This is a genomic window from Mesorhizobium neociceri, assembly GCF_013520985.1.
In the GTDB taxonomy this organism is placed as follows: Bacteria; Pseudomonadota; Alphaproteobacteria; order Rhizobiales; family Rhizobiaceae; genus Mesorhizobium; species Mesorhizobium neociceri.
In genome coordinates, this window is record NZ_JACDTY010000031.1 from 1 (window position 1) to 22903 (window position 22903).

Annotated in this window: 24 protein-coding genes and 1 pseudogene; 10 read left to right on the forward strand and 15 right to left on the reverse strand. The window is 62.5% G+C overall.

Annotated elements, in window-relative coordinates:
- Both H0241_RS32760 and H0241_RS32765 read left to right on the forward strand, forming a co-directional pair.
- Positions 1 to 116: pseudogene (locus H0241_RS32760) on the forward strand (IS630 family transposase); the annotation flags it as partial.
- A gap of 99 nt (positions 117 to 215) precedes the next feature.
- Positions 216 to 512: a hypothetical protein gene (locus H0241_RS32765; protein ID WP_181061901.1), complete on the forward strand. Its 297-nt coding sequence runs from the start codon at positions 216 to 218 to the stop codon at positions 510 to 512.
- 55 nt (positions 513 to 567) lie between these two features.
- Here the strand turns inward: H0241_RS32765 and kdsA are convergent, their stop codons facing one another.
- The 4 genes from kdsA to H0241_RS36175 form a co-directional block, all read right to left on the reverse strand.
- Entirely contained in the window at positions 568 to 1428 is an 861-nt protein-coding gene (gene kdsA / locus H0241_RS32770) for a 3-deoxy-8-phosphooctulonate synthase (protein WP_181061902.1), read from the reverse strand.
- Positions 1425 to 2297: a VOC family protein gene (locus H0241_RS32775; protein ID WP_181061903.1), complete on the reverse strand. Its 873-nt coding sequence runs from the start codon at positions 2295 to 2297 to the stop codon at positions 1425 to 1427. The genes kdsA and H0241_RS32775 overlap by 4 nt, the downstream gene beginning before the upstream one ends.
- Positions 2298 to 2540: 243 nt before the next feature.
- Positions 2541 to 2831, reverse strand: a complete 291-nt coding sequence (locus tag H0241_RS32780; RefSeq protein ID WP_181061904.1) for a Dabb family protein — start codon at positions 2829 to 2831, stop codon at positions 2541 to 2543.
- A gap of 115 nt (positions 2832 to 2946) precedes the next feature.
- A complete protein-coding gene (locus H0241_RS36175; RefSeq protein WP_268926460.1) occupies positions 2947 to 3081 on the reverse strand; it encodes a hypothetical protein in 135 nt (44 codons plus the stop codon).
- A 259-nt stretch (positions 3082 to 3340) separates the two neighbouring features.
- On the opposite strand from H0241_RS36175, the gene H0241_RS32785 reads away from it, so the two are divergent.
- Positions 3341 to 4591 carry an SAM-dependent methyltransferase gene (locus tag H0241_RS32785; RefSeq protein ID WP_181061905.1) on the forward strand — a complete coding sequence of 417 codons (1251 nt, stop codon included), beginning with the start codon at positions 3341 to 3343 and terminating at the stop codon, positions 4589 to 4591.
- A gap of 35 nt (positions 4592 to 4626) precedes the next feature.
- Here the strand turns inward: H0241_RS32785 and H0241_RS32790 are convergent, their stop codons facing one another.
- Positions 4627 to 6606: a bifunctional 2',3'-cyclic-nucleotide 2'-phosphodiesterase/3'-nucleotidase gene (locus tag H0241_RS32790; protein WP_181061906.1), complete on the reverse strand. Its 1980-nt coding sequence runs from the start codon at positions 6604 to 6606 to the stop codon at positions 4627 to 4629.
- A 138-nt stretch (positions 6607 to 6744) separates the two neighbouring features.
- Positions 6745 to 8010: an NAD(P)/FAD-dependent oxidoreductase gene (locus H0241_RS32795; RefSeq protein ID WP_181061907.1), complete on the reverse strand. Its 1266-nt coding sequence runs from the start codon at positions 8008 to 8010 to the stop codon at positions 6745 to 6747.
- A gap of 251 nt (positions 8011 to 8261) precedes the next feature.
- Between H0241_RS32795 and H0241_RS32800 the strand changes: the two genes are divergently transcribed.
- Both H0241_RS32800 and H0241_RS32805 read left to right on the forward strand, forming a co-directional pair.
- The gene (locus H0241_RS32800; protein ID WP_407941791.1) at positions 8262 to 8864 is read left to right on the forward strand and encodes a 5-formyltetrahydrofolate cyclo-ligase; all 603 of its coding nucleotides are present in this window, start codon (positions 8262 to 8264) and stop codon (positions 8862 to 8864) included.
- 216 nt (positions 8865 to 9080) lie between these two features.
- Positions 9081 to 9416, forward strand: coding sequence for a hypothetical protein (locus tag H0241_RS32805; protein WP_210285164.1), 336 nt, complete (start codon positions 9081 to 9083; stop codon positions 9414 to 9416).
- On the opposite strand, the gene H0241_RS32810 is transcribed toward H0241_RS32805, so the two are convergent.
- The gene (locus tag H0241_RS32810; protein ID WP_181061910.1) at positions 9413 to 9886 is read right to left on the reverse strand and encodes an Lrp/AsnC family transcriptional regulator; all 474 of its coding nucleotides are present in this window, start codon (positions 9884 to 9886) and stop codon (positions 9413 to 9415) included. The two genes, H0241_RS32805 and H0241_RS32810, sit on opposite strands and share 4 nt — an antisense overlap.
- 156 nt (positions 9887 to 10042) lie before the next feature.
- Here H0241_RS32810 and ald point away from each other — a divergent pair, with 156 nt between their 5' ends.
- The gene (ald, locus tag H0241_RS32815; protein ID WP_181061911.1) at positions 10043 to 11158 is read left to right on the forward strand and encodes an alanine dehydrogenase; all 1116 of its coding nucleotides are present in this window, start codon (positions 10043 to 10045) and stop codon (positions 11156 to 11158) included.
- A gap of 365 nt (positions 11159 to 11523) precedes the next feature.
- Here the strand turns inward: ald and H0241_RS32820 are convergent, their stop codons facing one another.
- The 6 genes from H0241_RS32820 to H0241_RS32845 all read right to left on the reverse strand — a co-directional run bounded on the left by H0241_RS32820 (position 11524) and on the right by H0241_RS32845 (position 16040).
- Positions 11524 to 11991, reverse strand: coding sequence for a DUF1203 domain-containing protein (locus H0241_RS32820; protein ID WP_181061912.1), 468 nt, complete (start codon positions 11989 to 11991; stop codon positions 11524 to 11526).
- Positions 11992 to 12135: 144 nt separating this feature from the next.
- Positions 12136 to 12708, reverse strand: a complete 573-nt coding sequence (locus tag H0241_RS32825) for an OmpA family protein (protein WP_181061913.1) — start codon at positions 12706 to 12708, stop codon at positions 12136 to 12138.
- Between the two features lie 95 nt (positions 12709 to 12803).
- Positions 12804 to 13367 carry a GNAT family N-acetyltransferase gene (locus H0241_RS32830; protein WP_112562354.1) on the reverse strand — a complete coding sequence of 188 codons (564 nt, stop codon included), beginning with the start codon at positions 13365 to 13367 and terminating at the stop codon, positions 12804 to 12806.
- Between the two features lie 5 nt (positions 13368 to 13372).
- Positions 13373 to 14224, reverse strand: coding sequence for a 3-mercaptopyruvate sulfurtransferase (gene sseA, locus H0241_RS32835; protein ID WP_181061914.1), 852 nt, complete (start codon positions 14222 to 14224; stop codon positions 13373 to 13375).
- 38 nt (positions 14225 to 14262) lie between these two features.
- Positions 14263 to 15006 (reverse strand): alanyl-tRNA editing protein, encoded by a 744-nt coding sequence (locus H0241_RS32840; protein WP_181061915.1) that lies wholly within the window; start codon positions 15004 to 15006, stop codon positions 14263 to 14265.
- Positions 15006 to 16040: a cysteine synthase A gene (locus tag H0241_RS32845; protein ID WP_181061916.1), complete on the reverse strand. Its 1035-nt coding sequence runs from the start codon at positions 16038 to 16040 to the stop codon at positions 15006 to 15008. The genes H0241_RS32840 and H0241_RS32845 overlap by 1 nt, the downstream gene beginning before the upstream one ends.
- A 215-nt stretch (positions 16041 to 16255) precedes the next feature.
- Here H0241_RS32845 and H0241_RS32850 point away from each other — a divergent pair, with 215 nt between their 5' ends.
- Entirely contained in the window at positions 16256 to 17077 is an 822-nt protein-coding gene (locus H0241_RS32850; protein ID WP_181061917.1) for an SDR family oxidoreductase, read from the forward strand.
- Between the two features lie 71 nt (positions 17078 to 17148).
- Positions 17149 to 18123, forward strand: coding sequence for an alpha/beta hydrolase (locus H0241_RS32855; RefSeq protein ID WP_181061918.1), 975 nt, complete (start codon positions 17149 to 17151; stop codon positions 18121 to 18123).
- Positions 18124 to 18215: 92 nt separating this feature from the next.
- On the opposite strand, the gene H0241_RS32860 is transcribed toward H0241_RS32855, so the two are convergent.
- Positions 18216 to 19652: a DEAD/DEAH box helicase gene (locus tag H0241_RS32860; RefSeq protein ID WP_181061919.1), complete on the reverse strand. Its 1437-nt coding sequence runs from the start codon at positions 19650 to 19652 to the stop codon at positions 18216 to 18218.
- A 336-nt stretch (positions 19653 to 19988) separates the two neighbouring features.
- Positions 19989 to 20213 carry a transcriptional regulator gene (locus tag H0241_RS32865; protein WP_181061920.1) on the reverse strand — a complete coding sequence of 75 codons (225 nt, stop codon included), beginning with the start codon at positions 20211 to 20213 and terminating at the stop codon, positions 19989 to 19991.
- A 63-nt stretch (positions 20214 to 20276) separates the two neighbouring features.
- Here H0241_RS32865 and H0241_RS32870 point away from each other — a divergent pair, with 63 nt between their 5' ends.
- Together H0241_RS32870 and H0241_RS32875 are read left to right on the forward strand one after the other, a co-directional pair.
- Positions 20277 to 21809, forward strand: a complete 1533-nt coding sequence (locus H0241_RS32870) for an acyl-CoA carboxylase subunit beta (protein WP_181061921.1) — start codon at positions 20277 to 20279, stop codon at positions 21807 to 21809.
- Positions 21810 to 21815: 6 nt separating this feature from the next.
- Entirely contained in the window at positions 21816 to 22886 is a 1071-nt protein-coding gene (locus H0241_RS32875; RefSeq protein ID WP_181061922.1) for a M48 family metallopeptidase, read from the forward strand.
- Positions 22887 to 22903: the final 17 nt, after the last annotated feature.

The window sequence follows — 22903 nt, forward strand, 5'->3', positions numbered from 1 at the left end:
AGAAGCGAACCGTCGAGGACACTTGGCGCCACATCGGCCACCTCGTCGAAACAATCGAACCCGGCGAATGCAAGAACTACTTCGCAAACGCCGGATACGCTTCCATCAAAACGTGAAAGACTCTAGAGGCTTGTCCGGCAAAACCCGGCGGACGCTTCCAGGGTCTGCTGCGGTCGAGCCGCGATCTGGCCCCTTCGGGCGACTACATCGTCAAATTGCGATGCATCCGCACTTACCGCGTCGGCGGACCGGCAGTTAATACAAGCGCCGGGGACAAATCGACCTACAAGGAAGAACTCAAATTCGAGGAAAAGCTCGTCGTCCCGCGCGGTTCGGTGCAGTCGAGCGTTGGCATCCCTTTCGCCTTCGCAATTCCGGCCGATGCGCTGCCATCGAACGGACCGCCGGTTTATGAGCGCCAGCACGGCAATGTGCGCTGGGTCCTGACCGTCACGGCGCCGATGCCGGGCGTCGACTATTACGCGGTCTTCGCGATCGACATGAGGCGATAAGGCCAGAACAACTGATGTCCCGGGCGCTGGCGGATCGCGCCCGTCGGGGGGCGCCTTAGTGGCCCTTGGCGATGCGGTCGAACGCCATCAGCTTTTCCAACAAGGCCGGCATGTCCTTCAGCGGCAGCATGTTCGGACCGTCGGAGGAAGTCGAATTGTCCGGATCCTGGTGGGTTTCGATGAAGACACCGGCGACGCCGACGGCAACGGCAGCGCGCGCCAGCGTCTCGACAAAACGGCGCTCGCCGCCGGAAGAACCGCCCTGCCCGCCCGGCTGCTGCACCGAATGGGTGGCGTCGAAAATCACCGGCGCGCCGATCTCGGCCATCACGGGCAGAGCGCGCATATCCGACACCAGCGTGTTGTAGCCGAAGGAAGCGCCGCGCTCGGTGGTCAGCACGTTGGCGTTGCCGGAACCAGTGATCTTGGCCACCACGTTCTTCATATCCCAGGGCGCAAGGAACTGCCCCTTCTTGACGTTGATCACCTTGCCGGTCTTCGCGGCCGCGACCAGCATGTCGGTCTGGCGCGACAGGAAAGCGGGTATCTGCAGCACATCGACATGCGGTGCGACGATCGCGCACTGCTCCTCGGTGTGAACGTCGGTCAAAATGGGAAGCGAAAATTCCTTGCGCAACTCGTCGAAAACCGGAAGCGCCGCGTCCATCCCGGCGCCGCGCGTCGCCGACAGCGAGGTGCGGTTCGCCTTGTCGTAGCTGGTCTTGTAGACGAGACCGATGCCGAGCTTGCCGGTCAACTCCTTCAGCGCGCCGGCCATGTCGAAGGCGTGCTGGCGCGATTCAAACTGGCATGGGCCGGCGATCAGCGCCAAGGCTGCGTTGTTGTCGAAGACGACGTTGCCGACGGTTACCGACGAATTCGGCGCCATCGAATTGGGCGCTTGCGGCTTGCTCATTTGGTCTCCCGGAAGATGAAAGCCGCGCCCTGCCCGGATGCCGGCTGCACGACAATTTCGTTGCCCGCTATATCGTATTGGATGGCATTATCTGCAAGCAGCGTAGCGGCGGCATCGGCACTGCGGACCGAAAAGACGACCGCAACGAAGCGAAGCTCTGTCGGCGCGCCGGCGGCAAAGCCGAAGCGCTTGGTGAAAACCGCGGGCTCGAGCACGGTTATGGCGGCATTCGGCAGGTCGAAGACCGCGCCGCCCTCCTGCGCCATGCCTGTCGCCGTCGAGATCAGGCCACTCTGTTCGGACGGCGCATCGCTGACCGCCACGATTTCGACAATGCCGGTCACGCCATTGGCGTGAGCTTGCAGCGCCCTGCGATCGATTTTCGGCCCATTGATCCGCTCGCAAGCGAACAGAAAGGCGTCCGTCGCCCCAGAACCGGACGCGAAAGCCAGTTTGAACGATGCCATGTCGCTCTTTCCGGCCGCGTCCGTGAAGGCGCGCGAAAAGCTCAGCACGTCTCCGGCCGACAGACCGGCCGAGACATAGCGCGCATGATCCGCATCGGCATTGCCGGTACCCAGCACCACGGCGGAAAAGCCCTCATCGCACAGGCTGGCACGGTAGAGCCGGTCGCGTGCGACGAAGACATTGCCGCCAGCAATCGCTTCCGCCGCTGCTTGCTTGTCGCCGACCGCGAGCGGTTCGAGATAGGTGCCGTCGGCGACGAAGACACAGCAATTTTCAGTGCCGAAGGGATGAATGCCGGTCGGCGCGACGATGAAGCCAAGCGATGTCAGCCGCGCCCGCGCCACCGCGAGGCTCGCCGTCGGCAGCACCAGATGGTCAAGTGGATGGGTTGTGCTGGTCATGCCGGCGCGGTGTGCATCATTCCGGATATCGGTTCAAGCGTTTCCGCCGATGGCGCCCGGATCGCGCCGCCGCGCGCCTATAATGCAGCATGCCATTCCGTCGCCGTTTCCTGCAATTTTCTCCAATCGGGAGCCAATCTGACGCAACGGTATCCCCCGCGTGCTTGATCTTGCGCCGCGTACCGGTTTGACGGCCTACGAATTCCGCCTGTGAAAAACTGGCGACGTTTCTTTGCGGCCTGATCAGGCCATTGCCACGACATCGGCCGAATATCGCAATTCGCGCAATGGTTTGACCCGGCTGGTTGTCTCCGCATAGAGCGGATGCGCCTTGTAGGCGGCCAACGCCGCATCGTCTTCGAACTCGGCATAGACGACCACGTCGATCGCGTCCGACAGCGGATCGACCTTGGTGTTGAGGGTCACCTCGAAGAGGTTCGAATGCGGGATCTTGCCCAAGGTGAGCAAGCCCGTGCGCACGGCCTCGACATCGTCCTTGCGCCTGGCGCTGAAGAAAACGATATGCCGGATCACGCCTGCCTCCAAATTCGATTTGCCGGCATGTTTTGTGTGAGCAGGACCGTCGCGTCAACCGGCACGATGTCGCGCCCGGCAACGCCGGAAGGCGACTTCGCAGAGGCGCAAAAAACTAGCCCCCGCCGGTGACGTAGCGCACGATACGCGACATTTCCCTGACCGAGGTGTCGAGATAGCGGCCACTGTTGTAGAGGCCGTCCCAGATCAGGAAAAAGGCGATGGCCATGATGACGACGACGTAACGCATGGCTGAAACTAACGCATGTGGCTGTTCGTAACCATAGAGATTTCGGCAAAGGCCTATGCTCTCCGGAATTCTGGTCTCGAGCCCGTCGCCTTGGTCCAGCCGCGCACACAGCTTGCCTCTTGAAGTTCTGGTCGATGCGGTGGAAGATTGTGGCGAAAATTCACGCAGGTAGCGGCGTTCGCACCTGACGAATGAAATGTGGAGGATGTGGGGGCCGGCAGATCTTGCGCCGTCCCCGCGGAAGTCCGGGGGATGTGAGATGGCTGTCAAGGAACACAAAGGCATCGGCGACGCCATCAGGCTGGACGAACTTAACTTCGCCGAGATCGTCAAGGGCTTGCCGGCCAAGGCGCGCATGGTGCTGTCGGCGGCGATGAAACTGCCGCGCGGCTCGCTCAAGGTAAGGATGCCGGATGGCCGCGCCGTTCTTGTCGGTGGCAATGCGCCCGGCCCCGACGCCGAACTGGTGCTGAAGAACTGGCGCCTGCCCGGCCGCGCCTTTTCCGGCGGCACCATCGGCGTTGCCGAATCCTACATGGATGGCGACTGGGAAAGCCCGGACGTGACCAGCTTTCTCGAACTGTTCGTCGTCAACTCGGCCATCGGCGAACGCGTCGCCGGCGGCGCCAGCTGGCTCATCAACACCGTCCAGCGCATCCGCCACTGGTTCAACGAAAACACCCGCACCGGCTCAAAGCGCAACATTTCGGCGCATTACGACCTCGGCAATGCCTTCTACAAGCAATGGCTCGATCCCAGCATGACCTATTCGTCGGCGCTCTATGCCACCGGCGCCAACGATCTGGAAAGCGCGCAGGCCGCCAAGTATCGCGCTCTGGCCAAGGATACCGGCATCGGCAAGAAGGACCATGTGCTCGAGATCGGCTGCGGCTGGGGCGGCTTTGCCGAATTTGCCGCGCGCGAGATCGGCTGCCGCGTTACCGGCCTGACCATCAGCCGCGAACAGCACGACTTCGCCAAGGCGCGCATCCACAAGGCCGGACTGTCTGACAAGGTCGACATCAAGCTGCAGGATTACCGGGACGAAACAGGCACTTACGACCGCATCGCCTCGATCGAGATGTTCGAGGCGGTCGGCGAAAAATACTGGCCGGTGTTTTTCGGCAAGATGAAGGCCTGCCTGAGGCCCGGCGGCACCGCCGGCCTGCAGATCATCACCATCAACGAGGCCGCCTACGACACCTATCGCGCGCGGCCGGATTTCATCCAGCGCTACGTCTTCCCGGGCGGCATGCTGCCGACGCCGTCGATCCTGAAGACGCTCGGCAGCGACCATGGCCTTGCCCATCTGCGCGAGCGCGTCTTCCCGGACGACTATGCCCGCACGCTTGCCGAATGGCGCAACCGCTTCTGGCAGTCGTGGGAAAAGATCGTCCCGCTCGGCTTCGATGACCGCTTCAAGAAGCTCTGGGAGTTTTACCTCCACTATTGCGAAGCCGGCTTTAGAGCCAGCTACATCGACGTGCGCCAGGTGGTCTACAAGGCGTAGAGTTGGGTTGAGCGGGCATTGCCCGCCCGTTTCCCTCACAGCAGGATGCGGTATTTCGCAAATCCCGCTTCGCCCTCGCCGGCAGGCTCGATCTTGAGGGATTTCACCCCTGAAATAAAATCCTTCGCCCTGGGACCGGTCTCGAATACGACGCTGGTTCCGGGCAGCGGCGTGAACGACCAATTGTCGTCGGCCGAGGGGTTGATCGTGCCTTCGCTGACGACATAGCGCACAATCACGTCGCGGTTGGTGTCCGGCGCTTCGTAGATGATCTTCGAAGCGTTGATGTCAGGGAAATTGCCGCCACCGCCGGCGCGGTAATTGTTGGTGGCGACGACGAATTTCGCTGCCGGATCAATAGGCTTGCCATCGAAGCTGAGGTCGACGATGCGGCTGGAGCCGGTATTGGCGACGCCACCCTTGGCATCGTATTTCGGCGGCTGCGACAGATCTATCTTGTAGCTGACGCCATCAATCACATCGAAATTGTAGGACGGGAATTCGGTGTCGATCAGCGCCTGGTCGGCTTTCCCGGCCTCGATCTTCTTGAAAATACCGGCCGACATTTCCAGCCATTCCTTCACCTGCGCCCCGGTGATTTCAACCGCCCGCACGGTGTTCGGATAGAGATAGAGGTCAGCGACGTTCTTGATGGCGATGTCGCCCACCGCCACGTCGGTGTAGTAGTCGGCACCGTTGCGCCCGCCGGCCTTGAAGGGCGCTGCCGCAGACAGCAGCGGCACGTCCTTCCACTGCGTGCTCTTCAATATGTCCTTGAGATACCAGCTCTGCGCCTGATTGACGATCTGCACCGACGGATCGTCGGCGACCAGCGCGAAATAGGAATAGAGCGGCGCAGACGTCTTGCCGACCGGACGGCGGACATAGGCAAGTGTCGCCTCATGGTCCGCCTTCAGCGCATCGACGATGCGCTGGTCGTCGGCAACCGTCGGCTTGTTCGCCTTGTCGACGCGCTCGTAGATCGGGCGAGCCTCGGAGGTCGCCGAGACGACCCGCCATTTCGATCCGTCGCGTTCCAGAAGCAGGTCGATCAGGCCCATATGCGAGCCCCAGAAACCGCCCATCACCGCCGGCTTGCCCTGCAGCGTGCCTTTCTCCGTGTCGACGCCGTCGAGGGCCTGAAAGTCCTTCTTGCCGGGGAAGACCAGATGCTGATGGCCGGTGAACACTGCATCGATGCCCTCTACACCGGCAACGAAGAACGAGGCGTTCTCCATCCCGTCGCCCTGCTTGATATCGATGCCGGAATGCGAGAGAGCAATGACGATGTCGGCGCCCTCCTCCTTGATCTGCGGCACCCACGCCTTGGCCGCCTCGACGATGTCGCGCGTCCTGACATTGCCTTCGAGGTTCTTCAGGTCCCAGACCATGATCTGCGGCGGCACGAAGCCGATGATACCGATCTTGATCGGCTGCTCGGCGCCCGACCCATCCTTGATCTTCTTGTCCAGGATGACATACGGCTTGAGGTAAAGCTTGTCGTCGCGCGGGTTGGCGGCGAGCTCGGTGCCGCGGATCAGATTGGCGCAGACGAACGGGAAATTGGCCCCGGCCAGCACCTTGTCGAGGAACGACAGGCCGTAGTTGAACTCGTGGTTGCCGAGCGTCGAGCATTCATAGCCGAGCAGGTTCATGCCCTTCATGATCGGATGCAGATCGCCGTCCTTGAGCCCCTTCTCATAGGCGATGTAGTCGCCCATCGGATTGCCCTGCAAAAGGTCGCCATTGTCGATCAGCATCGCATTGGTGGCTTCCTTGCGCACCGCCGCAATCAGCGAGGCCGTCCGCGACAGGCCCATCGTGTCGTTCGCTTTGTCGGCATAGTAATCGTAGGGCAGGACATTCACATGGATGTCCGTCGTCTCCATGATCCTCAGATGCGCCTGATTGGCCTGCGCGCGGGCGGAGAACGGATGCAGCATGATCAGCGCCCCGCTGGCGGCCGCACCGGCAAGAAAACCGCGACGGGAGACGGGGTGGCGGAGATGCGACATTGGTTTTCCTTCCCAGCGACGTGACAGTCCAGCCCCGGGAGGAAGCTTCGCGCCGAAAACCGGCCATGTCCATCGGGAAGTCAGCCGATCAGCAAAAGGTGACGGCCGGATGAATATCCTTGGCCGAGGGCAAGGACCTCAGCCCTTGTCGTCATCGCCCTGGGTGATCAGCCGAGCGCTGCGCTGGCCGGTGAAATATATCCATAGCCAGCTAAGTGACACCGACAGCCGGTTGCGGAAACCGATCAGAAAATAGATGTGCGCCACGCCCCATAGCCACCAGGCAAGCCAGCCGGTGAGCTTGATCCAGCCGAAATCGATCGCGGCTGCCCACTTGCCGATCGTCGCCAGGTCGCCGGCATGACGGTAGCGGAATGGACGCGGCGCGCTATCGCCGGACAGCCGCGCCTTGATCGTCGCGGCAACATGCTTGCCCTCCTGCTTGGCGGAGGGCGCCACGCCGGGCACGGGCTGGCCGTCCGGCCGCAAGACATGCGCGGTGTCGCCGATGACGAAGATTTCAGGACTGTCCGGCACGGTAAGATCGGGTTCGACCATCACCCTGCCCGCCCGGTCGACCGGCGCTCCCAGCCACTCGCCCGCGGGCGAAGCCGCAACGCCCGCGGCCCACAGGATGGTCCTTGCCGGCAGATGTTTATCGCCAAAGATGACACCTTCGGCATCCAGCTTCGTGACGGCGCGGCCGAGTTCGACGATGACGCCCCGCCGTTCCAGCGCCTTGCGGGCATAGTCGGAGAGTTCCGGCGCGAAATTGGCCAGGATGCGGTCGCCGGCCTCGACCAGCACTACACGCGCCTGACGCGTGTCGATGTTGCGGAATTCGCCGCGCAGCGTCTCATGCGCGAGTTCGACAATGGTGCCGGCAAGCTCGACACCGGTCGGGCCGCCGCCGACGATGACCAGCGTCAGCAGAGCCTGGCGCGTGGCCGGATCGGTCTCGCGCTCGGCCTGCTCGAAGGCGAGCAGGATACGGCGGCGGATGGTGGTGGCGTCCTCAAGCGTCTTCAGCCCGGGCGCAAAGGGCTCCCATTCGTCGTGGCCGAAATAGGCATGGCGCGCACCGGTGGCGAGCACCAGCGTGTCGTATGGAACCGAACTGCCGTCCTCGAGCAGCACGCGTTTACCGGCCCGATCGACGCCGGTGACGTTACCCAGAAGTGTCGTCACATCCTTGCGCTTGCGCAGCAGATGACGGATCGGCCAGGCAACCTCCGACGTCGCCAGCGACGTGGTCGCCACCTGGTAGAGCAGTGGCTGGAAAAGGTGGTGGTTGCGCTTGTCGATCATGGTGATGCGCACCGGAGCGCCGGCCAGTGCGCGGGTGAGTTCGAGACCGCCGAATCCTGCACCGACGACAACGACGTGATGGCTGGCTTCACTCATCGCATTCACCCCTGTTTATCCACTTTTATGTAATAATTTTTGTGCACCGCAACAATGTCTTGAAGCGCAAGACTGCCATGCATCAAGGCTGCACAGGACTCGCCGCCCAATGTCGCGAATGCCTATGTCGGCAGGCTCAGACGGGTATAGCCTCGCGGGGATAGGAACCACGGGAGTGAAGCATGGCCAACGACGATGACGGCGCCAAAGATGGCGACAGCCCGGCGCAATACTCTTCGCCACCGTGTTTCATGCACGAGCTCGATCCGGAATTCCGGGCGCCTTTGTCCGACTGGACCGACGTCAGGCGCTGGCGCAAGGCCGAGCGCGAACAGCTGATTGCGGCGCGGTTGGCGGTTTCGGCCGATACGCGGACAACAATGTCGCAAGCCATCGCCAAAGGTCTCGACGCGGTGATCGGCAACATTGCCGGCCGCATGGTCAGCCTCTACTGGCCGTTTCGCGGCGAGCCGGATCTGCGGCCATGGATGGCGTCGATCAACGAGCGCGGCGGCCACACCGCCCTGCCCGTCGTCATTGAGAAGGGCCAGCCGCTGGTTTTCCGTGCCTACGTCCCCGGCGACCGGCTGGAAAAGGGCGTCTGGAACATCCCCATCCCCGCCGAGGGCGATCCGGTGCTGCCCGACATCGTCATTTCGCCGATCGTCGGCATCGATCCGCGCAATTACCGGCTGGGCTATGGTGGCGGCTTCTTCGACCGGACGCTGGCCGCTATGCCGTTCAAGCCTTTGGTCATCGGCGTCGGCTACGAGTTGCAACGCATCGCCACCATCTATCCGCAGCTGCACGACATCCCGATGGACCGGCTCGTCACCGAGGCCTCCGCCGTATAGCAGCGCAGATGTGATGTGACAAAAATCCGACTTGGTCGATAAATAATATGATCTTCGAGGATCGTTCGAAACGGCGCTCTGGGCGGATCCAACAGTGCCCAGTCGATCTTGGATTGGCTGCTTCACAACGGATGACGAGATGATCGGACGAACCATAGCGGCCGCCCTTGCAATTGCGTTTCCTTGTCGCCCTCGCTTGCGCAACCAAAGCATCGTTTGCCGAGTGATTACAAATGGGGCCGCTGCCTGCTTGTTGTTGACGGTCAGACCCGCATATCCGGAAAGTGCTCCTACCAAATCGAGACGGGCGGCGATTTTAACATCCAGGGGCCCCGGCAAGTTTTTGCAGGGATCGACTATCCCGACACCCACAGTGGCGCAGGTGAAATGTCCGAAGATTACTGGGCAGTCGTATACAAAGACGGTGATGTCTGGGGCGGCTATGGCAACTCTGACATTCGCGAAACGCACGGTGATGAAAACTGGGACGACCTTCGCCGCGAAGGCGCGTGCTATATCGGGAAGGACGTCCGGGTATGCCTTTGGCGTTAAGTCAGTTCCGGCTTCATGCCCATGGCCGTGCGATCAACGATCTCGCGCAACGCGAACGACGAGTTGATCTTGGTCACATGCGGCATCGCTGACAGCCACTCCTTGTGGATGCGCTCATAGTCGACCAGGTCCTTGGCGGCGATGCGCAGGATATAGTCGTATTCGCCCGACATCAGGTGGCAGGACAAGACATTGGGGCAGCGCTTGATTGCCGCCTCGAAGTCGGACAGCGTCTTTTCGAATTGTCCCGACAGCGATATATGCACGATCGCCGTCATCTGGTGGCCGAGCGCGGCATTCGAAAGCCGCGCGTGATAGCCGCGGATGGTGCCGGATTTCTCCAGATTGTCGAGCCGGCGCGAACAGGCCGACTGCGACAGGCCGACCCTCTCGGCGAGCGCCGCATTGGGTATCCGCCCATCCTTCTGCAAAGTCTCGAGAATGGCGATATCGATCCTGTCGAGCGGCATTTCTAGTGATTCCTGCGAAAATCCTGCAATTCTACGCAACGATTATCGAAACGCATGATCCCGCGCAAGCGCATTCGCAAACACCTGCGCAACGATTCGTGGTTCACTCAGTTGATACAGGGAACGAGCCCCAAGGGCCGGATCAGGAGAAGAACAATGCGCGTCGGTTGCCCCAAGGAAATCAAGAACCACGAATACCGCGTCGGCCTGACGCCAGGCTCGGTCCGCGAATACGTCGCGCATGGCCATGAAGTGCTGGTCGAGACCGGCGCCGGCGCCGGTATCGGCGCCGACGACAATGCCTACCGAGCCGCTGGCGCCACGATCGCCAAGACGGCGGCCGACGTGTTTGCCAAGTCGGACATGATCGTCAAGGTCAAGGAACCGCAGCCCAATGAATGGGCGCAGCTGCGCGACGGCCAGATCCTCTACACCTATCTGCACCTGGCTCCGGATCCGGAACAGACCAAGGGCTTGCTCGCCTCCGGCGTCACTGCGATTGCCTATGAAACCGTGACCGACGACCGTGGCGGCCTGCCGCTCCTAGCACCGATGTCGGAAGTCGCCGGCCGCCTGTCGATCCAGGCCGGCGCCACCGCGTTGCAGAAGGCCAATGGCGGCCGCGGCGTGCTGCTCGGCGGCGTGCCCGGCGTGCTGCCGGGCAAGGTCACCGTGCTCGGCGGCGGCGTCGTCGGCCTGCATGCCGCCCGCATGGCGGTCGGCCTCGGCGCCGATGTCACCATCATCGACCGCTCGATCCCGCGTCTGCGCCAGCTCGACGACCTCTTTACTGGCCGCGTCCACACCCGCTACTCCACTGTCGAGGCGCTTGAGGAAGAATGCTTCTCCGCCGACATCGTCGTCGGCGCCGTGCTCATCCCCGGCGCTGCGGCACCCAAGCTGGTGACCCGTGAAATGCTGTCGGGCATGAAGAAGGGCTCGGTGCTGGTCGACGTCGCCATCGATCAGGGCGGCTGCTTCGAGACCTCGCATGCCACCACCCATGCCGAGCCGACCTATGAGGTCGACGGCGTCATCCATTACTGCGTCGCCAACATGCCCGGCGCCGTGCCGGTGACATCGGCGCACGCGCTCAACAACGCGACGCTGCATTATGGCCTGCAGCTGGCCGACAAGGGCCTGAAGGCGCTGGTCGACGACCACCATTTGCGCAACGGTCTCAATGTCCACAAGGGCAAGATCACCAATCGCGCCGTCGCCGAAGCGCTCGGCTACGAGCTGGTCGAACCCAAGGCGGTTCTGGCCGCCTGACCGTACTTAATCAGTTCTGCCTCCCTCACCCGCCGGTTGTACCGGCGGGTTTTTCTTTGCGTGGAACAACGCCGACAACAAAAAAGCGGAGCCAAAGCCCCGCTTCCTCGGATGTCGAGATTCCCGCCGGTTCATCCGCGGTCGGCAAATCCATCGACACTCGTCTTTTAACGTTTGAATGCGACGGGAGTGCGACAGCCCTCAACCGGCTACGGCTGCGCATCGCCATGATAATCGCGAGCGCTGTGTGAAGCGCTTCACATCAGGCATTCGAAAAACATGCGCAAACAGGGATGCCAGCTTGACGGCTCGAGCCGTCACACGGTTCCCAACTGCCCGCCAGATCACCGGCGGGCATCTTTTTGTCAGGCGCGCTCGATGCGGCACTGATAGCAATTGTTGCGCGCCGAGCGGACATGGACATAGGCGATGTCGTCGCGCTCGAATAATGTCTCGGCACGCACCGTTATATCGTGCGTAGGAATCACGCCGCCACTGCCATAGACGATACGGTCATCCGCACCATAGCCGCGCACGATATAGTCGCTGCTCTCAAGCATATCCGGTAGCGCCTCTGTCTCGGCCGCACGTTCGCATTCGTCAGCATGCAGGAAGATCGGTCCCGTCTCGGCGTAAGGCTGCAACTCCGGAAAGGGCCGGTATGCCAGGATCAGATAGCCATCGCCCTCGGCGACATTCCCCAGGCAATGCCTGCACGGCACGCTGTCGCCGTCAGAAATCTTGCGCTCTGGCGTCAGCCCATAGGCGTCCGGACCGCCGCGCTGCAGCGCTCTCACATCTTCCGTCGGCAAGGCTTTGAACTGAATGGTCATGGCTGAATCTCCGGTGTCGTTGACCGGAAAATATGCCGCCACGCAGGTGCCTCCCACCCGATTCCTGCCAAGCTGTCAGACCGTCAGCAGCCCGGCCATTTCAAGCCGGACTGCTGAAACATTGTTTTAGAAACCCTGTCCTGGTCAGCGGATGAAATCGTCGAAGCGGCGCAGCGTCACCCGGCGGTTGCGCCAGTTCTCGTCCTGGGACCGCACCAGCAGGAATTCCTCGCCATAACCGACAGTTTCCAGCGCATGGGCCGGCACGCCGAACTCGCGCACCAAAGTGCGCTTCAGCGAGGCGGCGCGCTGCTCCGACAGGACCTGATTCGACTGGAAGGAGCCGACCGCATCGGTATGCCCCTCGATCAGCACGCGGGCACCGCGATCGCGGCGCAGAATGCGCTCCAGCGCATCGGCGATGTTTTCGATCTTGCCGTATTGCGAGCTGGAAATGGCAGCCGAGCCAAAAGCGAAATTGATCGACTGGATGTCGATCGAACGCGCCTGACGCCTCAGATCCGGCCGCCGCTTGAATTCGCGGATGGTGACGCGCTGGTTGGGGCGCAATTTCACCCGGGGCGCCGCGTCGAGTTGGCGCTCGATCGTTGCCGCCGACGGCGTGGTCGCCTGCGCGGCGGCCACTGTCGGCATGACAACAGTCGGCATGGCAAGTGCAGCAATCAGCGCTGCGGCAAATGTACGTCGGCTCAGCATGTTTTTCTCCTAGGCAATGGTCGTGTCAGTGTTGACGCCACCATGGCAAAGACAGTCTGAAGCGCCGATGAACGGCTGGTTCAGCCTTCAGGAGGTCACGGCCGCATGACGCTGGCCGAGCGCTCGGCGAAAGGCAGCGGATGCACGGTCTCCTTCTTTTGCGCCACCGGCGCAAAACCGAGCTTCTGGTAGAGCGGCAAGGCGGCCGGATGATCGAGCGTGCAGGTCTGCACCGTCACCCGCTTCGGCCCGTACGACCAGGCGGCGGCGATCGCGGCGCCCAGGAACCAGCGGCCTATGCCTTGCCCCGTCGCATGCTCCATCATGCCGAAATAGGCGAGCTCGACCTCCTCAGGCAGATGCGGCTTGAGGTCGAAGAACCCAGCCGGCGCGCCGTCGAGATAAAGCACCCTGATGTCGCGGTCCTCGCGGTGGATGCCGGCGGCAAGCTCGTCATCGTCCAGCCGCAGCACATTGACCCAGTGCCATTTGCGCCCCACCCGATCCATCAGATAGCGGTAGAAGTGCAGCGGAATGTCCTTGGTCTTCAACAGCGCGATCTGCTTGTTGTAGGGCACGGGCGGCGAATAGGCCGGCGGCACGTGCATTTCCAGAAACGTGACCGTGACCTCGATGTCGTCCAGCGCGCCGTTTTCCATCGCCATCATTCCTTGCCCGTTGCAACGGGCGTATCGGGAAGTCCGCCCCATTCCGTCCATGAGCCGTCGTAGAGCCGGTTGTCGGTGTGGCCGAGCGTCTCCAGCGCCAGCGTGATGACAGCCGCAGTGATGCCGGAGCCGCAAGAGGTGACGACGGGTTTCGACAGATCGATGCCGGCATCTTCAACGGCTTTGCGGAGCTGGTCCTTCGACAGCAGCGCGCCATCTTGCGACAGCGCCGAATAAGGCACATTGCGCGCGCCAGGCATGTGCCCGGAGCGGACACCGGCGCGAGGCTCCGGCTCGGCCCCGGTGAAGCGGCCCGCACCTCGGGCGTCCGCAATCTGGCTCTCCTTGGTTTCGACGATGCGGCGCATGTCGGTGAGGCTGGCGACCCGGGCGGCATCGAAATCGGCATGAAACACGTTCGGTGCGATCTTCGTCGGTTCCGCCGTCACCGGCCTGCCCGCCGCCTTCCAGCGGTCGAAGCCGCCGTCCAAGACATAGACCTGGAACACACCCATGACGCGGAACATCCACCAGGCGCGCGGCGCCGAAAAGAAACCCGGACCGTCATAGACGACAATGGTGTCGTCGGCTGAAATGCCCATGGTGCCGACATATTGCGCGAAATGCTGTGGCGAGGGCAGCGTATGCGGCAGCTTGGCATCCGGGTCCGAGGCCGCATCGTGGTCGAAGAAGCGCGCGCCGGGAATATGCGCCGCCTCATACTCGGCGCGCGCGTCGCGCTTCTGCGCCGGCAGATACCAGGACGCATCGACGATCGTCAGGCCGGGCTCGCCAAGACGGCTCTGCAACCAGTCCGCATCGACGGTGAAAGGGCTGTCATCGGCCATTGTTCTTCTCCCGCCCGCTTTTGCGAGGCATTTATGGTTCAAGCCGCCGGCATCGATCCAAAGCGGATGCGGAAGCGCCGGTTCTCGCGGCCCTTCTTCTCGATCTTGCCGATATGGATCTCGCCGACCTCGCCGGTGCTTTTGACATGGGTACCGCCGCAGGGCTGGCTGTCGACCAAGGCATTGTCGCCGATGCAGACGAGGCGAATCTTGCCGGTGCCGACAGGCGGCCGGACATTCTTCGATTTCACCAGGCCCGGATTGGCCGCCAGCTCCTCGTCGGTGATCAGCCTGATGAAGATTGGATGATCGGCCCGCACCAGCTCCATCAGTCCTGCGGTGACTTCTTCCCTGGTGAAGCCGGCATCGGGAGCGTCGAAGTCGACACGGCTGTCATCCCAGGAAACCGCAGCGCCGGTGATCGGAAACGGACAGACGACGGTGAGCAGGTGGCAAGCCGCATGCATGCGCATCAGCAGATGCCGCCGCTCCCAGTCGATGGCGAGTTTCACCCGCTCGCCAAGCGCGGGCGTCGCCTGCTCCGGCGCCGGCACATGGATGATCTCGTCCTTGGTCTCGCCTGACATGGTGGCGGCAATGGCGATGCGGCTGCCGTCGGCGCGCTCAATCGTTCCAACATCGCCGGGCTGGCCGCCCGATGTCGCGTAGAAGATGGTCCGGTCTAAAATTATGCCGCCGCGCTCGTTGATGGCGACGACGGTGGCGTCAGCCGTCTTCAGATAGGCGTCGTCGCGAAACAGCGCTTCGGTTTTGTGCGCCATCAGGCGACCTTCTCATACGGCACCGAAATCGTGCTGTGCTCGTCCATCCAGCCCGGCACCGGCAGGTTCTTTTCGCGCAGGAAGTCCGGGTTGAACAGCTTCGACTGATAACGGGTGCCATAGTCGGCAAGGATGGTGACGATGGTGTGGCCGGGGCCAAGCTCGCGCGCCAACCGGATCGCTCCGGCAATGTTGATGCCGGTCGAGCCGCCGACGCAAAGGCCCTCTTCCTGGATCAGGTCGAAGACGATCGGCAGCGCTTCCTCATCCGGCACCTGGAACGAGAAGTCAGGCGTAAACCCTTCGAGATTCGCCGTGATGCGCCCCTGCCCTATCCCCTCGGTGATCGAGCTGCCATCGGACTTCAATTCGCCGCTGGTGTAGAAGGAATAGAGCGCGGCGCCCAGCGGATCGGCGAGCGCAATCTTGACGTCCTTGCTCCGAGCTTTCAGCCCGAAGGCGACGCCGGCCAGCGTGCCGCCCGAACCCACCGCCGAGACGAACCCGTCGACCTTGCCGCCGGTCTGCGTCCAGATCTCTTCCGCCGTGGTGCGGATATGACCGTCGCGATTGGCGACATTGTCGAACTGGTTGGCCCAGATGGCGCCGTTCGGCTCGGAGCGCGCCATCTGCTCAGCCAGCCGCCCGGACAATTTCACATAATTGTTGGGGTTCTTGTACGGCACTGCCGGCACTTCGATCAGCTCGGCGCCGAGCAACTTGATCGTGTCCTTCTTTTCCTGGCTCTGGGTGTCGGGAATGACGATCACCGTGCGGTAGCCCAGCGCCTTCGCTACCAGCGTCAGGCCGATGCCGGTATTGCCGGCCGTGCCTTCGACAATGACACCGCCCGGCTTCAACAGCCCGCGCTGTTCAGCGTCGCGGATGATGAACAGGCCGGCGCGATCCTTGACCGACTGGCCCGGATTCATGAACTCGGCTTTGCCCAGGATCTCACAGCCGGTTGCTTCCGAGGCCTTGTTGAGGCGGATCAAGGGCGTGTTGCCGATCGCTTCGATCACAGAACGGGGCATCCGGGATTCCTTATGTAGCTGCGGCGAGACCGTAGAAACCCGAAGCTTGCGTTTCAAGGCAAGAATTCGCCTGGTCCAGTCGCATTTCGGGTACTGCAATCTCCTGCCGCCGGATGACGCGCAATGACGATCATTTCAACCTTGTGCGGAAAAGCGCCCTTTTCATTCGATTTTTTCACCGCTAGAGCACTAATGACAGATCGGCAGGGCGCAGAATGACACTTTACCGGGCCAACCCGAAGCACGGCGTCGCCTGGATCACCGGCGGCAGCAGCGGCATCGGCCGTGCTCTGGCCAAGGACCTTGCGGCAAACGGCTTTGTCGTCGCGGTGACCGCGCTTGACGAGCATCCGATCGACTCGCTCATCGTCGAGACGGCACAGATGCCGGGACGCGTGGTTGCCTACCCTTGCGACGTCACCGACGAGCCGCGCATGGCAAGCACTGTGGCGGCGATCGAAAAGGATCTGGGCCCCATCGTGCTCGCCGTCTTCAACGCCGGCAACTACATCGCCACGCCCGGCGAAGACCTCAGGGTGCGCGACTTTCGTCAGTCCTTCGAGGTCAACTATTTCGGCATCATCAATGGTCTCGTTCCGCTGATGGAGCGCATGCGCATCCGCGCGCGCGGCCATATCGTGCTTGTCGGCTCGGTAACCGCCTATTTCGGCTGGCCGACCACGGCCGCCTATGGCGGCTCGAAAGCGGCGATCAATATCCTGGCCGAGTCGCTGAAATACGATTTCGACAAGATGAATGTCCGCGTCCAGGTGATGAATCCGGGCTTCATCGACACACCGCTGACCGAAAAGAACATGCTGCCGATGCCGGGACTGATGCCCGTCAATCGCGCCTCGCGCCGCATGCTGCGCGGCATCGAGCATGGCGGCTTTGAGGTCACCTTCCCGCGCCGGCTGAGCTGGGGGCTGAAGCTGCTGGCGCTGCTGCCCAGGCCGGTCTGCCGCTGGTTCATCAGCACGGCGACCCGCTGGACAGGCCGGCCGCTGAATTTCGATCGCAAGCCGCCGAGCGAATAACTGTCCACAGGCCGGTTGTTGCTTGGGCGCAGCGGCCGCCATAGGTTTGGAATTGTTGCGTGGAGTCTGCGATGGGGCGACGGATCGTGTTTGCGGTGCTGGGCGTCGTCATCATCCTTGTCCTGGCCTTCCTTTTTGGTCCGCGCGTTCCCGTCGACACCACGATCCGTTTCGATCCCAAAGTGATCGGCGACGATCCGCAGGCCTATCTCGCGCGCGAGGAAGCGGCCGTCCCCAACATCCGCGATGGGCTGGAGAAAGAGATCATCTGGGCTGATCCGATGGTTCACGCCAAGACGCCCTTGGCGGTCGTCTACATCCACGGCTTTTCGGCATCGAAGGGCGAGGTTCGCCCGCTGGCCGACGAGGTCGCCGACCAGCTCGACGCCAACCTTTTCTACACTCGCCTTACCGGCCATGGGCAGGACGGCGCCGCAATGGCGCAAGGCAGCGTCAACGCCTGGATCAACGACTATGAGGAGGCGCTCGCCATCGGTCGGGCCATCGGCGACAAGGTGATCGTCATCGGCACCTCGACCGGCGGATCGCTGGCGACATGGGCGGCGACCGAGCCTGGCGCATCTGACGGCGTCGCCGCAATCGCGTTCATCTCGCCGAATTTTGGCGTCAGGGCTTCGGGCGCCGAGCTGCTGACCATGCCTTGGGGCAAGCAGATCGCCGAGCTCGTCGGCGGCAAGGAGCGCAGCTTTCCAACGCGCAATGCGCTGCACGAGAAACTCTGGACCCACACCTATCCGATGGCGGCCGTACTGCCGATGGCAGCGCTGACCAATCTCGCCTACGCAGCACCGGTTGAAAAAGCGACTATACCGGCTCTGTTCATCTTCTCGGATTCGGACTCAGTGGTGCGCGAAGACCGCACCCGAGAAATCGCCGGCCGCTGGGGCGCCGCACACGAACTGGTCCCGGTCGACGACAATGGCGATCCCGACAACCATGTCATCGCCGGCGACGCGCTGTCGCCCTCGACCACGGCCTTCCTGGCGCAGCGGATTGTCGTCTGGGTCAAGGCAATTACCGAGTAGCCCTAAACGAAAAAGGACGGACGAAGCATTGCTCCGGCCGTCCTCATTTTCAGCAATCAAGCTAGGCTCGACGAGCCTGGCCTATTATCCGGTCAGGCAGCCCGCGCCGCGGGCCGCTTGCCGCCGAAGCGGCGCTTGTTGTTGCCCTTGAAGGGCTTGGCGCCTTCCGGCTTGCGCTCGCCTGCACCTGCAAAGGCCGGCTTGTCACCAAAACGCTTCTTGCCGAAGCCGTTGTTCTGGCCGCCGGGCCGCCTGCCGTCGCGACGGCCATTGCGGTCGTTGCGATCATTGGCGGGCTCGAAGCGCTCGTTCTTTTCGGCCGGATTGCGCGCCGGATCGGGGCTGCCGAGATGGTCGGCAACGATCGGCAGCTTGCTGCGGATGATGCGCTCGACCTGGCGCAGTTTGCTGTTTTCGGACGGATCGCACAGCGTGATCGCAATGCCGTCCATGCCGTTACGGCCGGTGCGGCCGATGCGGTGGACATAGCTTTCCGCCTCGTCCGGCAGGTCGAAATTCACCACATGGCTGATGCCGGGGACGTCGATGCCGCGCGCCGCGATGTCGGTCGCAACGAGAATGCGCACCGAGCCCTCGCGGAAATCGTTGAGCGCCTTCTGGCGGGCGTTCTGCGACTTGTTGCCGTGGATGACGGCGGCCTTGAAGCCGTCGCGTTCGAGGTCCTTGGTCACCCGGTCGGCGCCATGCTTGGTGCGCGAGAAGATGATGACGGACTTCATCGCTTCGTCGGCGAGCATCGTCGACAGCACCTGGCGCTTCTGCTTGGTGCGGGCGAAGACGACGCCCTGCACGATCTCGGCAGCAGCGGTGCTCTGCGGCGCCACTTCGACGCGGATCGGATTCTTCAACAGGCCCTTCGCCAGTTCGGCGATTTCATTGGGCATGGTGGCCGAGAACAGCACCGTCTGACGGTCCGGCGCGGTCGCCTTGGCAATGCGCTTCACGTCGTTGATGAAGCCCATGTCGAGCATGCGGTCGCCCTCGTCCAGCACCAGCCATTTGGTGTCGGAGAGGATCAAGTCGCCCTCGCGCACCAGGTCGGTCAGACGGCCGGGCGTGGCGATGAGGATATCGACGCCGGGCGCAACCTTCTTCACCTGGCTGAAGCGCGAGACGCCGCCAAGCACGAGAGCAGTCGAGACATGCGCGCCCTTGGCGAGGATCTTGATGGTGTCCTCGATCTGCACGGCAAGCTCGCGCGTCGGCGCCAGGATCAGTGCACGGGTGGTCTTCGCCCGGCGCTTGGTGCCGAGCGCAATGATCTTCGACAGAATCGGCAGCGCGAAGGCAGCGGTCTTGCCGGAGCCGGTCTGGGCAATGCCGAAAATGTCACGGCCTTCCATCTGCGGCGGGATCGCCTGCATCTGGATCGGCTTAGGCTCGGTGAAGCCGGCGCCAAGCGTCGCCTTGAGCAGCGCGCCCGTAATTCCAAGTGCTGCGAAGCCGGTGAGTTCCGCAGTGTTACCGGTCACAATGTTGCTACCGGTTGATGTGTTTTCGTTGGTCAAAATAGTCTTCTTTCACGCGGCCTTAGCCGCAAACATCGAAGGCGGCAGGGCGCAACCTGCCGTCGAAAAATTTGAAATGAAACGACAAGGCGGGCGGACGGTAACGTCCACTCGGCTGCGCTGTCGTGCCCGCAGGCATCATGCCACGGGGCTTTTCCGCCACCTTGCCGATCAGTCGGAAAGAGGGAAAACAGACGCAACCAGTCTCATTTGTCGAGAAGGCCGGAATCTCCCGGCCCAAGCGCCTATGGGCTGCATATGGCTGAGTTCGCCCCGGAATGCAAGGGGCGTCATGTTGCAATGCAGCAAAACAGGCTAGAGCGCGCGGCCGGCGATTTAATTGTTGAGGACCGTGGCGATCTCTTCTTCGTTGGCGAAGTCGCCACGGTCGGCGGCCTCGATTCCCGCCTGAACGCCGGCAACCCACTTCTCCTGCCACGCCAGCGAACGCCCATGGGACAGCGCATCCTCAATGATCTGATCGCGTGTCAGCGTCGAGCGCGAGGTCAGCATCTCGATCCGGCGGTTCAGATCCTCGGATATTTCTACGTTGTTCTTCATAGGCTTATTCTGCCATATCTGGAGAATGCCTGCCAAGAAGTATCGGGTATGGGGGACCGAGCGATGAAGGACGTGCTGAAGGAACTCGAGCGCCGCCGCGACATCGCCCGCATGGGCGGCGGCCAGGCCCGCATCGACGCCCAGCACAAGAAGGGCAAGCTTACCGCACGCGAACGCATCGAGGTGTTTCTCGACGAAGGCTCGTTCGAGGAGTTCGACATGTATGTCGAGCACCGCTCGACCGATTTCGGCATGGAGAAAACCAAAATTGCCGGCGACGGCGTCGTCACCGGCTGGGGCACGGTCAACGGCCGTCCGGTCTATCTCTTCGCCAAGGATTTTACCGTGTTCGGCGGCTCGCTGTCAGAAGCGCACGCCGAAAAGGTCATCAAGGTGCAGGAGATGGCGCTGCGCAACCGCGCGCCGATCATCGGCCTCTACGACGCCGGCGGCGCCCGCATCCAGGAAGGCGTGGCGGCGCTTGGCGGCTATGCCGAAATCTTCCAGCGCAATGTGCTGGCCTCCGGCGTCATCCCGCAAATTTCCGTCATCATGGGCCCATGCGCTGGCGGCGACGTCTATTCGCCCGCCATGACCGACTTCATCTTCATGGTTCGCGACACCTCCTACATGTTCGTTACCGGCCCGGATGTGGTGAAGACCGTCACCAACGAGACGGTGACCGCCGAAAGCCTGGGCGGTGCCTCCGTCCACACGACCAAATCCTCGATCGCCGACGGCGCCTACGACAATGACGTCGAGGCGCTCTTGCAGATGCGCCGGCTGATCGATCTGCTGCCAGCGTCCAACACGGCCGAACTGCCCGAGATCGAATGCTACCAATCGGTCACCGACCACGATCTGTCGCTCGACCGGCTGATCCCGGACAACGCCAACAAGCCCTACGACATCAAGGAACTGATCCTGAAGGTTGCCGACGAAGGCGATTTCTTCGAGATCCAGCAGAGCTTTGCCAAGAACATCGTCACCGGCTTCGGCCGCGTCGAGGGCCGCACCGTCGGCTTCGTCGCCAACCAGCCGATGGTTCTGGCCGGCGTGCTCGATTCCGACGCCAGCCGCAAGGCGGCGCGCTTCGTGCGCTTCTGCGACTGTTTTTCGATCCCGATCGTCACCTTCGTCGATGTCCCCGGCTTCCTGCCCGGCACCGCGCAGGAATATGGCGGGCTGATCAAGCATGGTGCCAAGCTGCTGTTCGCCTACGCCGAGGCGACCGTGCCAAAAATCACCGTGATCACCCGCAAAGCCTATGGCGGCGCTTACGACGTCATGGCCTCAAAACATCTGCGTGGCGACATGAACTATGCCTGGCCGACGGCGCAGATCGCGGTGATGGGCGCCAGAGGCGCGGTCGAGATCATCTACCGCAAGGACATCGGCGACGCCGAAAAGATCGCAGCCCATACAAAGGCTTACGAGGATCGGTTCCTGTCGCCCTTCGTCGCCGCCGAGCGCGGCTATGTCGACGAAGTGATCATGCCGCATTCGACCCGCCGCCGCATTGCCCGCGCGCTCAGGATGCTGCGCAACAAGGACATGCAAAACCCCTGGAAGAAGCACGACAACATTCCGCTGTAGCCTCCGATGTCGCGACTGATCGTCAGTGCCGGGCGGCGGTTTGGCAGATTCACCGTCCTGTTTTTCGTTGTCCCCGCTCTCATCATCTTCTGCCTCTGGATGTCCCTGCTCGACAGCCATCCGATCTGGTTCATCGCCAGCGGCTTCGTTGCGATGCCAATTGCGACCACCGCACTGGCGTTCCTGTTCGGGACATTGTTCGCCGGCTTCCGGCGCAGCAAGGTCAAAGGCATCAGCGAAGCGGAGGCACCTGGCCTGTGGGCACTCTGGCGGAGCGTTGCCGGACCGCGCCGGGCGGCGCGCACGGTTGTCGTACTGGAGGACAACCTCAACGCCAGCGTGCGCGAGGAGCGCACGCTCTTCGGCCTTCTCGGCAACCGTTTGTTCCTGACCGTCGGCATTCCCCTCCTTGCGGTGACCGATGAAACAGCGCTTGCCGCAATCCTCGCCCACGAGGACGCACATGTGCGCAACAAGGACACCAATGGCAGCCTCAATCTGGCTGAGTTTGAAAACGGCTTCGGATTTGTCTTCGAGTACGCTCCGCCCGGCACCACGATCTCAGGCAGCTTGCTCCACGCCGCAATTGGCTGGCTGTCGGAATCGTTCGAACGGGAAGAGATCCGGCTTTCGCGCGAAGCGGAGATCAAGGCAGACCGGCATGCGGCGTCTTCCGGCGCTGCCGAGCAAGCCGCCCGCGCGCTGTTGCTTCTCGCCACGGCCGACGTGCATTTCAAGCAGACGGTCCATGACCCTTTGCAGCATGAATTGCGAGGCGCGCTGCGCCCGCCACGACCGCCGCTCGATCGCATTCTGGAAGCTGTCGGCCAGCTGCGAGAACCCATTTTCCTCAACGCTTGCGCCCGCAAGGCGTGGGCAAGCCCGGATGACGAAAAGTCCACTCATCCATCATGGGCGCAAAGGCTGGCGGCGCTTGGCTACACGGAGCCGCCCCACCTGGACCCGATTGCCGTGACCGCGCTCTCGACGCTGGTGAGTTCGAGCACAGGGCAACGGCACATTGCGGAATTCGACGCCAAATGGACTGCGCGGATGGAAGACTATCTTCAGCGCTGAAACTAGTGCCCGCCTAC

Excerpts from the sequence above, each read along its gene's own strand:
- kdsA (WP_181061902.1), bottom strand. The coding sequence starts at position 1,428 with ATGAGCAAGCCGCAAGCGCCCAATTCGATGGCGCCGAATTCGTCGGTA.
- H0241_RS32775 (WP_181061903.1), bottom strand. The coding sequence starts at position 2,297 with ATGACCAGCACAACCCATCCACTTGACCATCTGGTGCTGCCGACGGCG.
- H0241_RS36175 (WP_268926460.1), bottom strand. The coding sequence starts at position 3,081 with ATGCGTTACGTCGTCGTCATCATGGCCATCGCCTTTTTCCTGATCTGG.
- H0241_RS32785 (WP_181061905.1), top strand. The coding sequence starts at position 3,341 with ATGGCTGTCAAGGAACACAAAGGCATCGGCGACGCCATCAGGCTGGAC.
- H0241_RS32790 (WP_181061906.1), bottom strand. The coding sequence starts at position 6,606 with ATGTCGCATCTCCGCCACCCCGTCTCCCGTCGCGGTTTTCTTGCCGGT.
- H0241_RS32795 (WP_181061907.1), bottom strand. The coding sequence starts at position 8,010 with ATGAGTGAAGCCAGCCATCACGTCGTTGTCGTCGGTGCAGGATTCGGC.
- H0241_RS32800 (WP_407941791.1), top strand. The coding sequence starts at position 8,262 with ATGCACGAGCTCGATCCGGAATTCCGGGCGCCTTTGTCCGACTGGACC.
- H0241_RS32810 (WP_181061910.1), bottom strand. The coding sequence starts at position 9,886 with ATGCCGCTCGACAGGATCGATATCGCCATTCTCGAGACTTTGCAGAAG.
- ald (WP_181061911.1), top strand. The coding sequence starts at position 10,043 with ATGCGCGTCGGTTGCCCCAAGGAAATCAAGAACCACGAATACCGCGTC.
- H0241_RS32820 (WP_181061912.1), bottom strand. The coding sequence starts at position 11,991 with ATGACCATTCAGTTCAAAGCCTTGCCGACGGAAGATGTGAGAGCGCTG.
- H0241_RS32825 (WP_181061913.1), bottom strand. The coding sequence starts at position 12,708 with ATGCTGAGCCGACGTACATTTGCCGCAGCGCTGATTGCTGCACTTGCC.
- H0241_RS32830 (WP_112562354.1), bottom strand. The coding sequence starts at position 13,367 with ATGGAAAACGGCGCGCTGGACGACATCGAGGTCACGGTCACGTTTCTG.
- sseA (WP_181061914.1), bottom strand. The coding sequence starts at position 14,224 with ATGGCCGATGACAGCCCTTTCACCGTCGATGCGGACTGGTTGCAGAGC.
- H0241_RS32840 (WP_181061915.1), bottom strand. The coding sequence starts at position 15,006 with ATGGCGCACAAAACCGAAGCGCTGTTTCGCGACGACGCCTATCTGAAG.
- H0241_RS32845 (WP_181061916.1), bottom strand. The coding sequence starts at position 16,040 with ATGCCCCGTTCTGTGATCGAAGCGATCGGCAACACGCCCTTGATCCGC.
- H0241_RS32850 (WP_181061917.1), top strand. The coding sequence starts at position 16,256 with ATGACACTTTACCGGGCCAACCCGAAGCACGGCGTCGCCTGGATCACC.
- H0241_RS32855 (WP_181061918.1), top strand. The coding sequence starts at position 17,149 with ATGGGGCGACGGATCGTGTTTGCGGTGCTGGGCGTCGTCATCATCCTT.
- H0241_RS32865 (WP_181061920.1), bottom strand. The coding sequence starts at position 20,213 with ATGAAGAACAACGTAGAAATATCCGAGGATCTGAACCGCCGGATCGAG.
- H0241_RS32870 (WP_181061921.1), top strand. The coding sequence starts at position 20,277 with ATGAAGGACGTGCTGAAGGAACTCGAGCGCCGCCGCGACATCGCCCGC.
- H0241_RS32875 (WP_181061922.1), top strand. The coding sequence starts at position 21,816 with ATGTCGCGACTGATCGTCAGTGCCGGGCGGCGGTTTGGCAGATTCACC.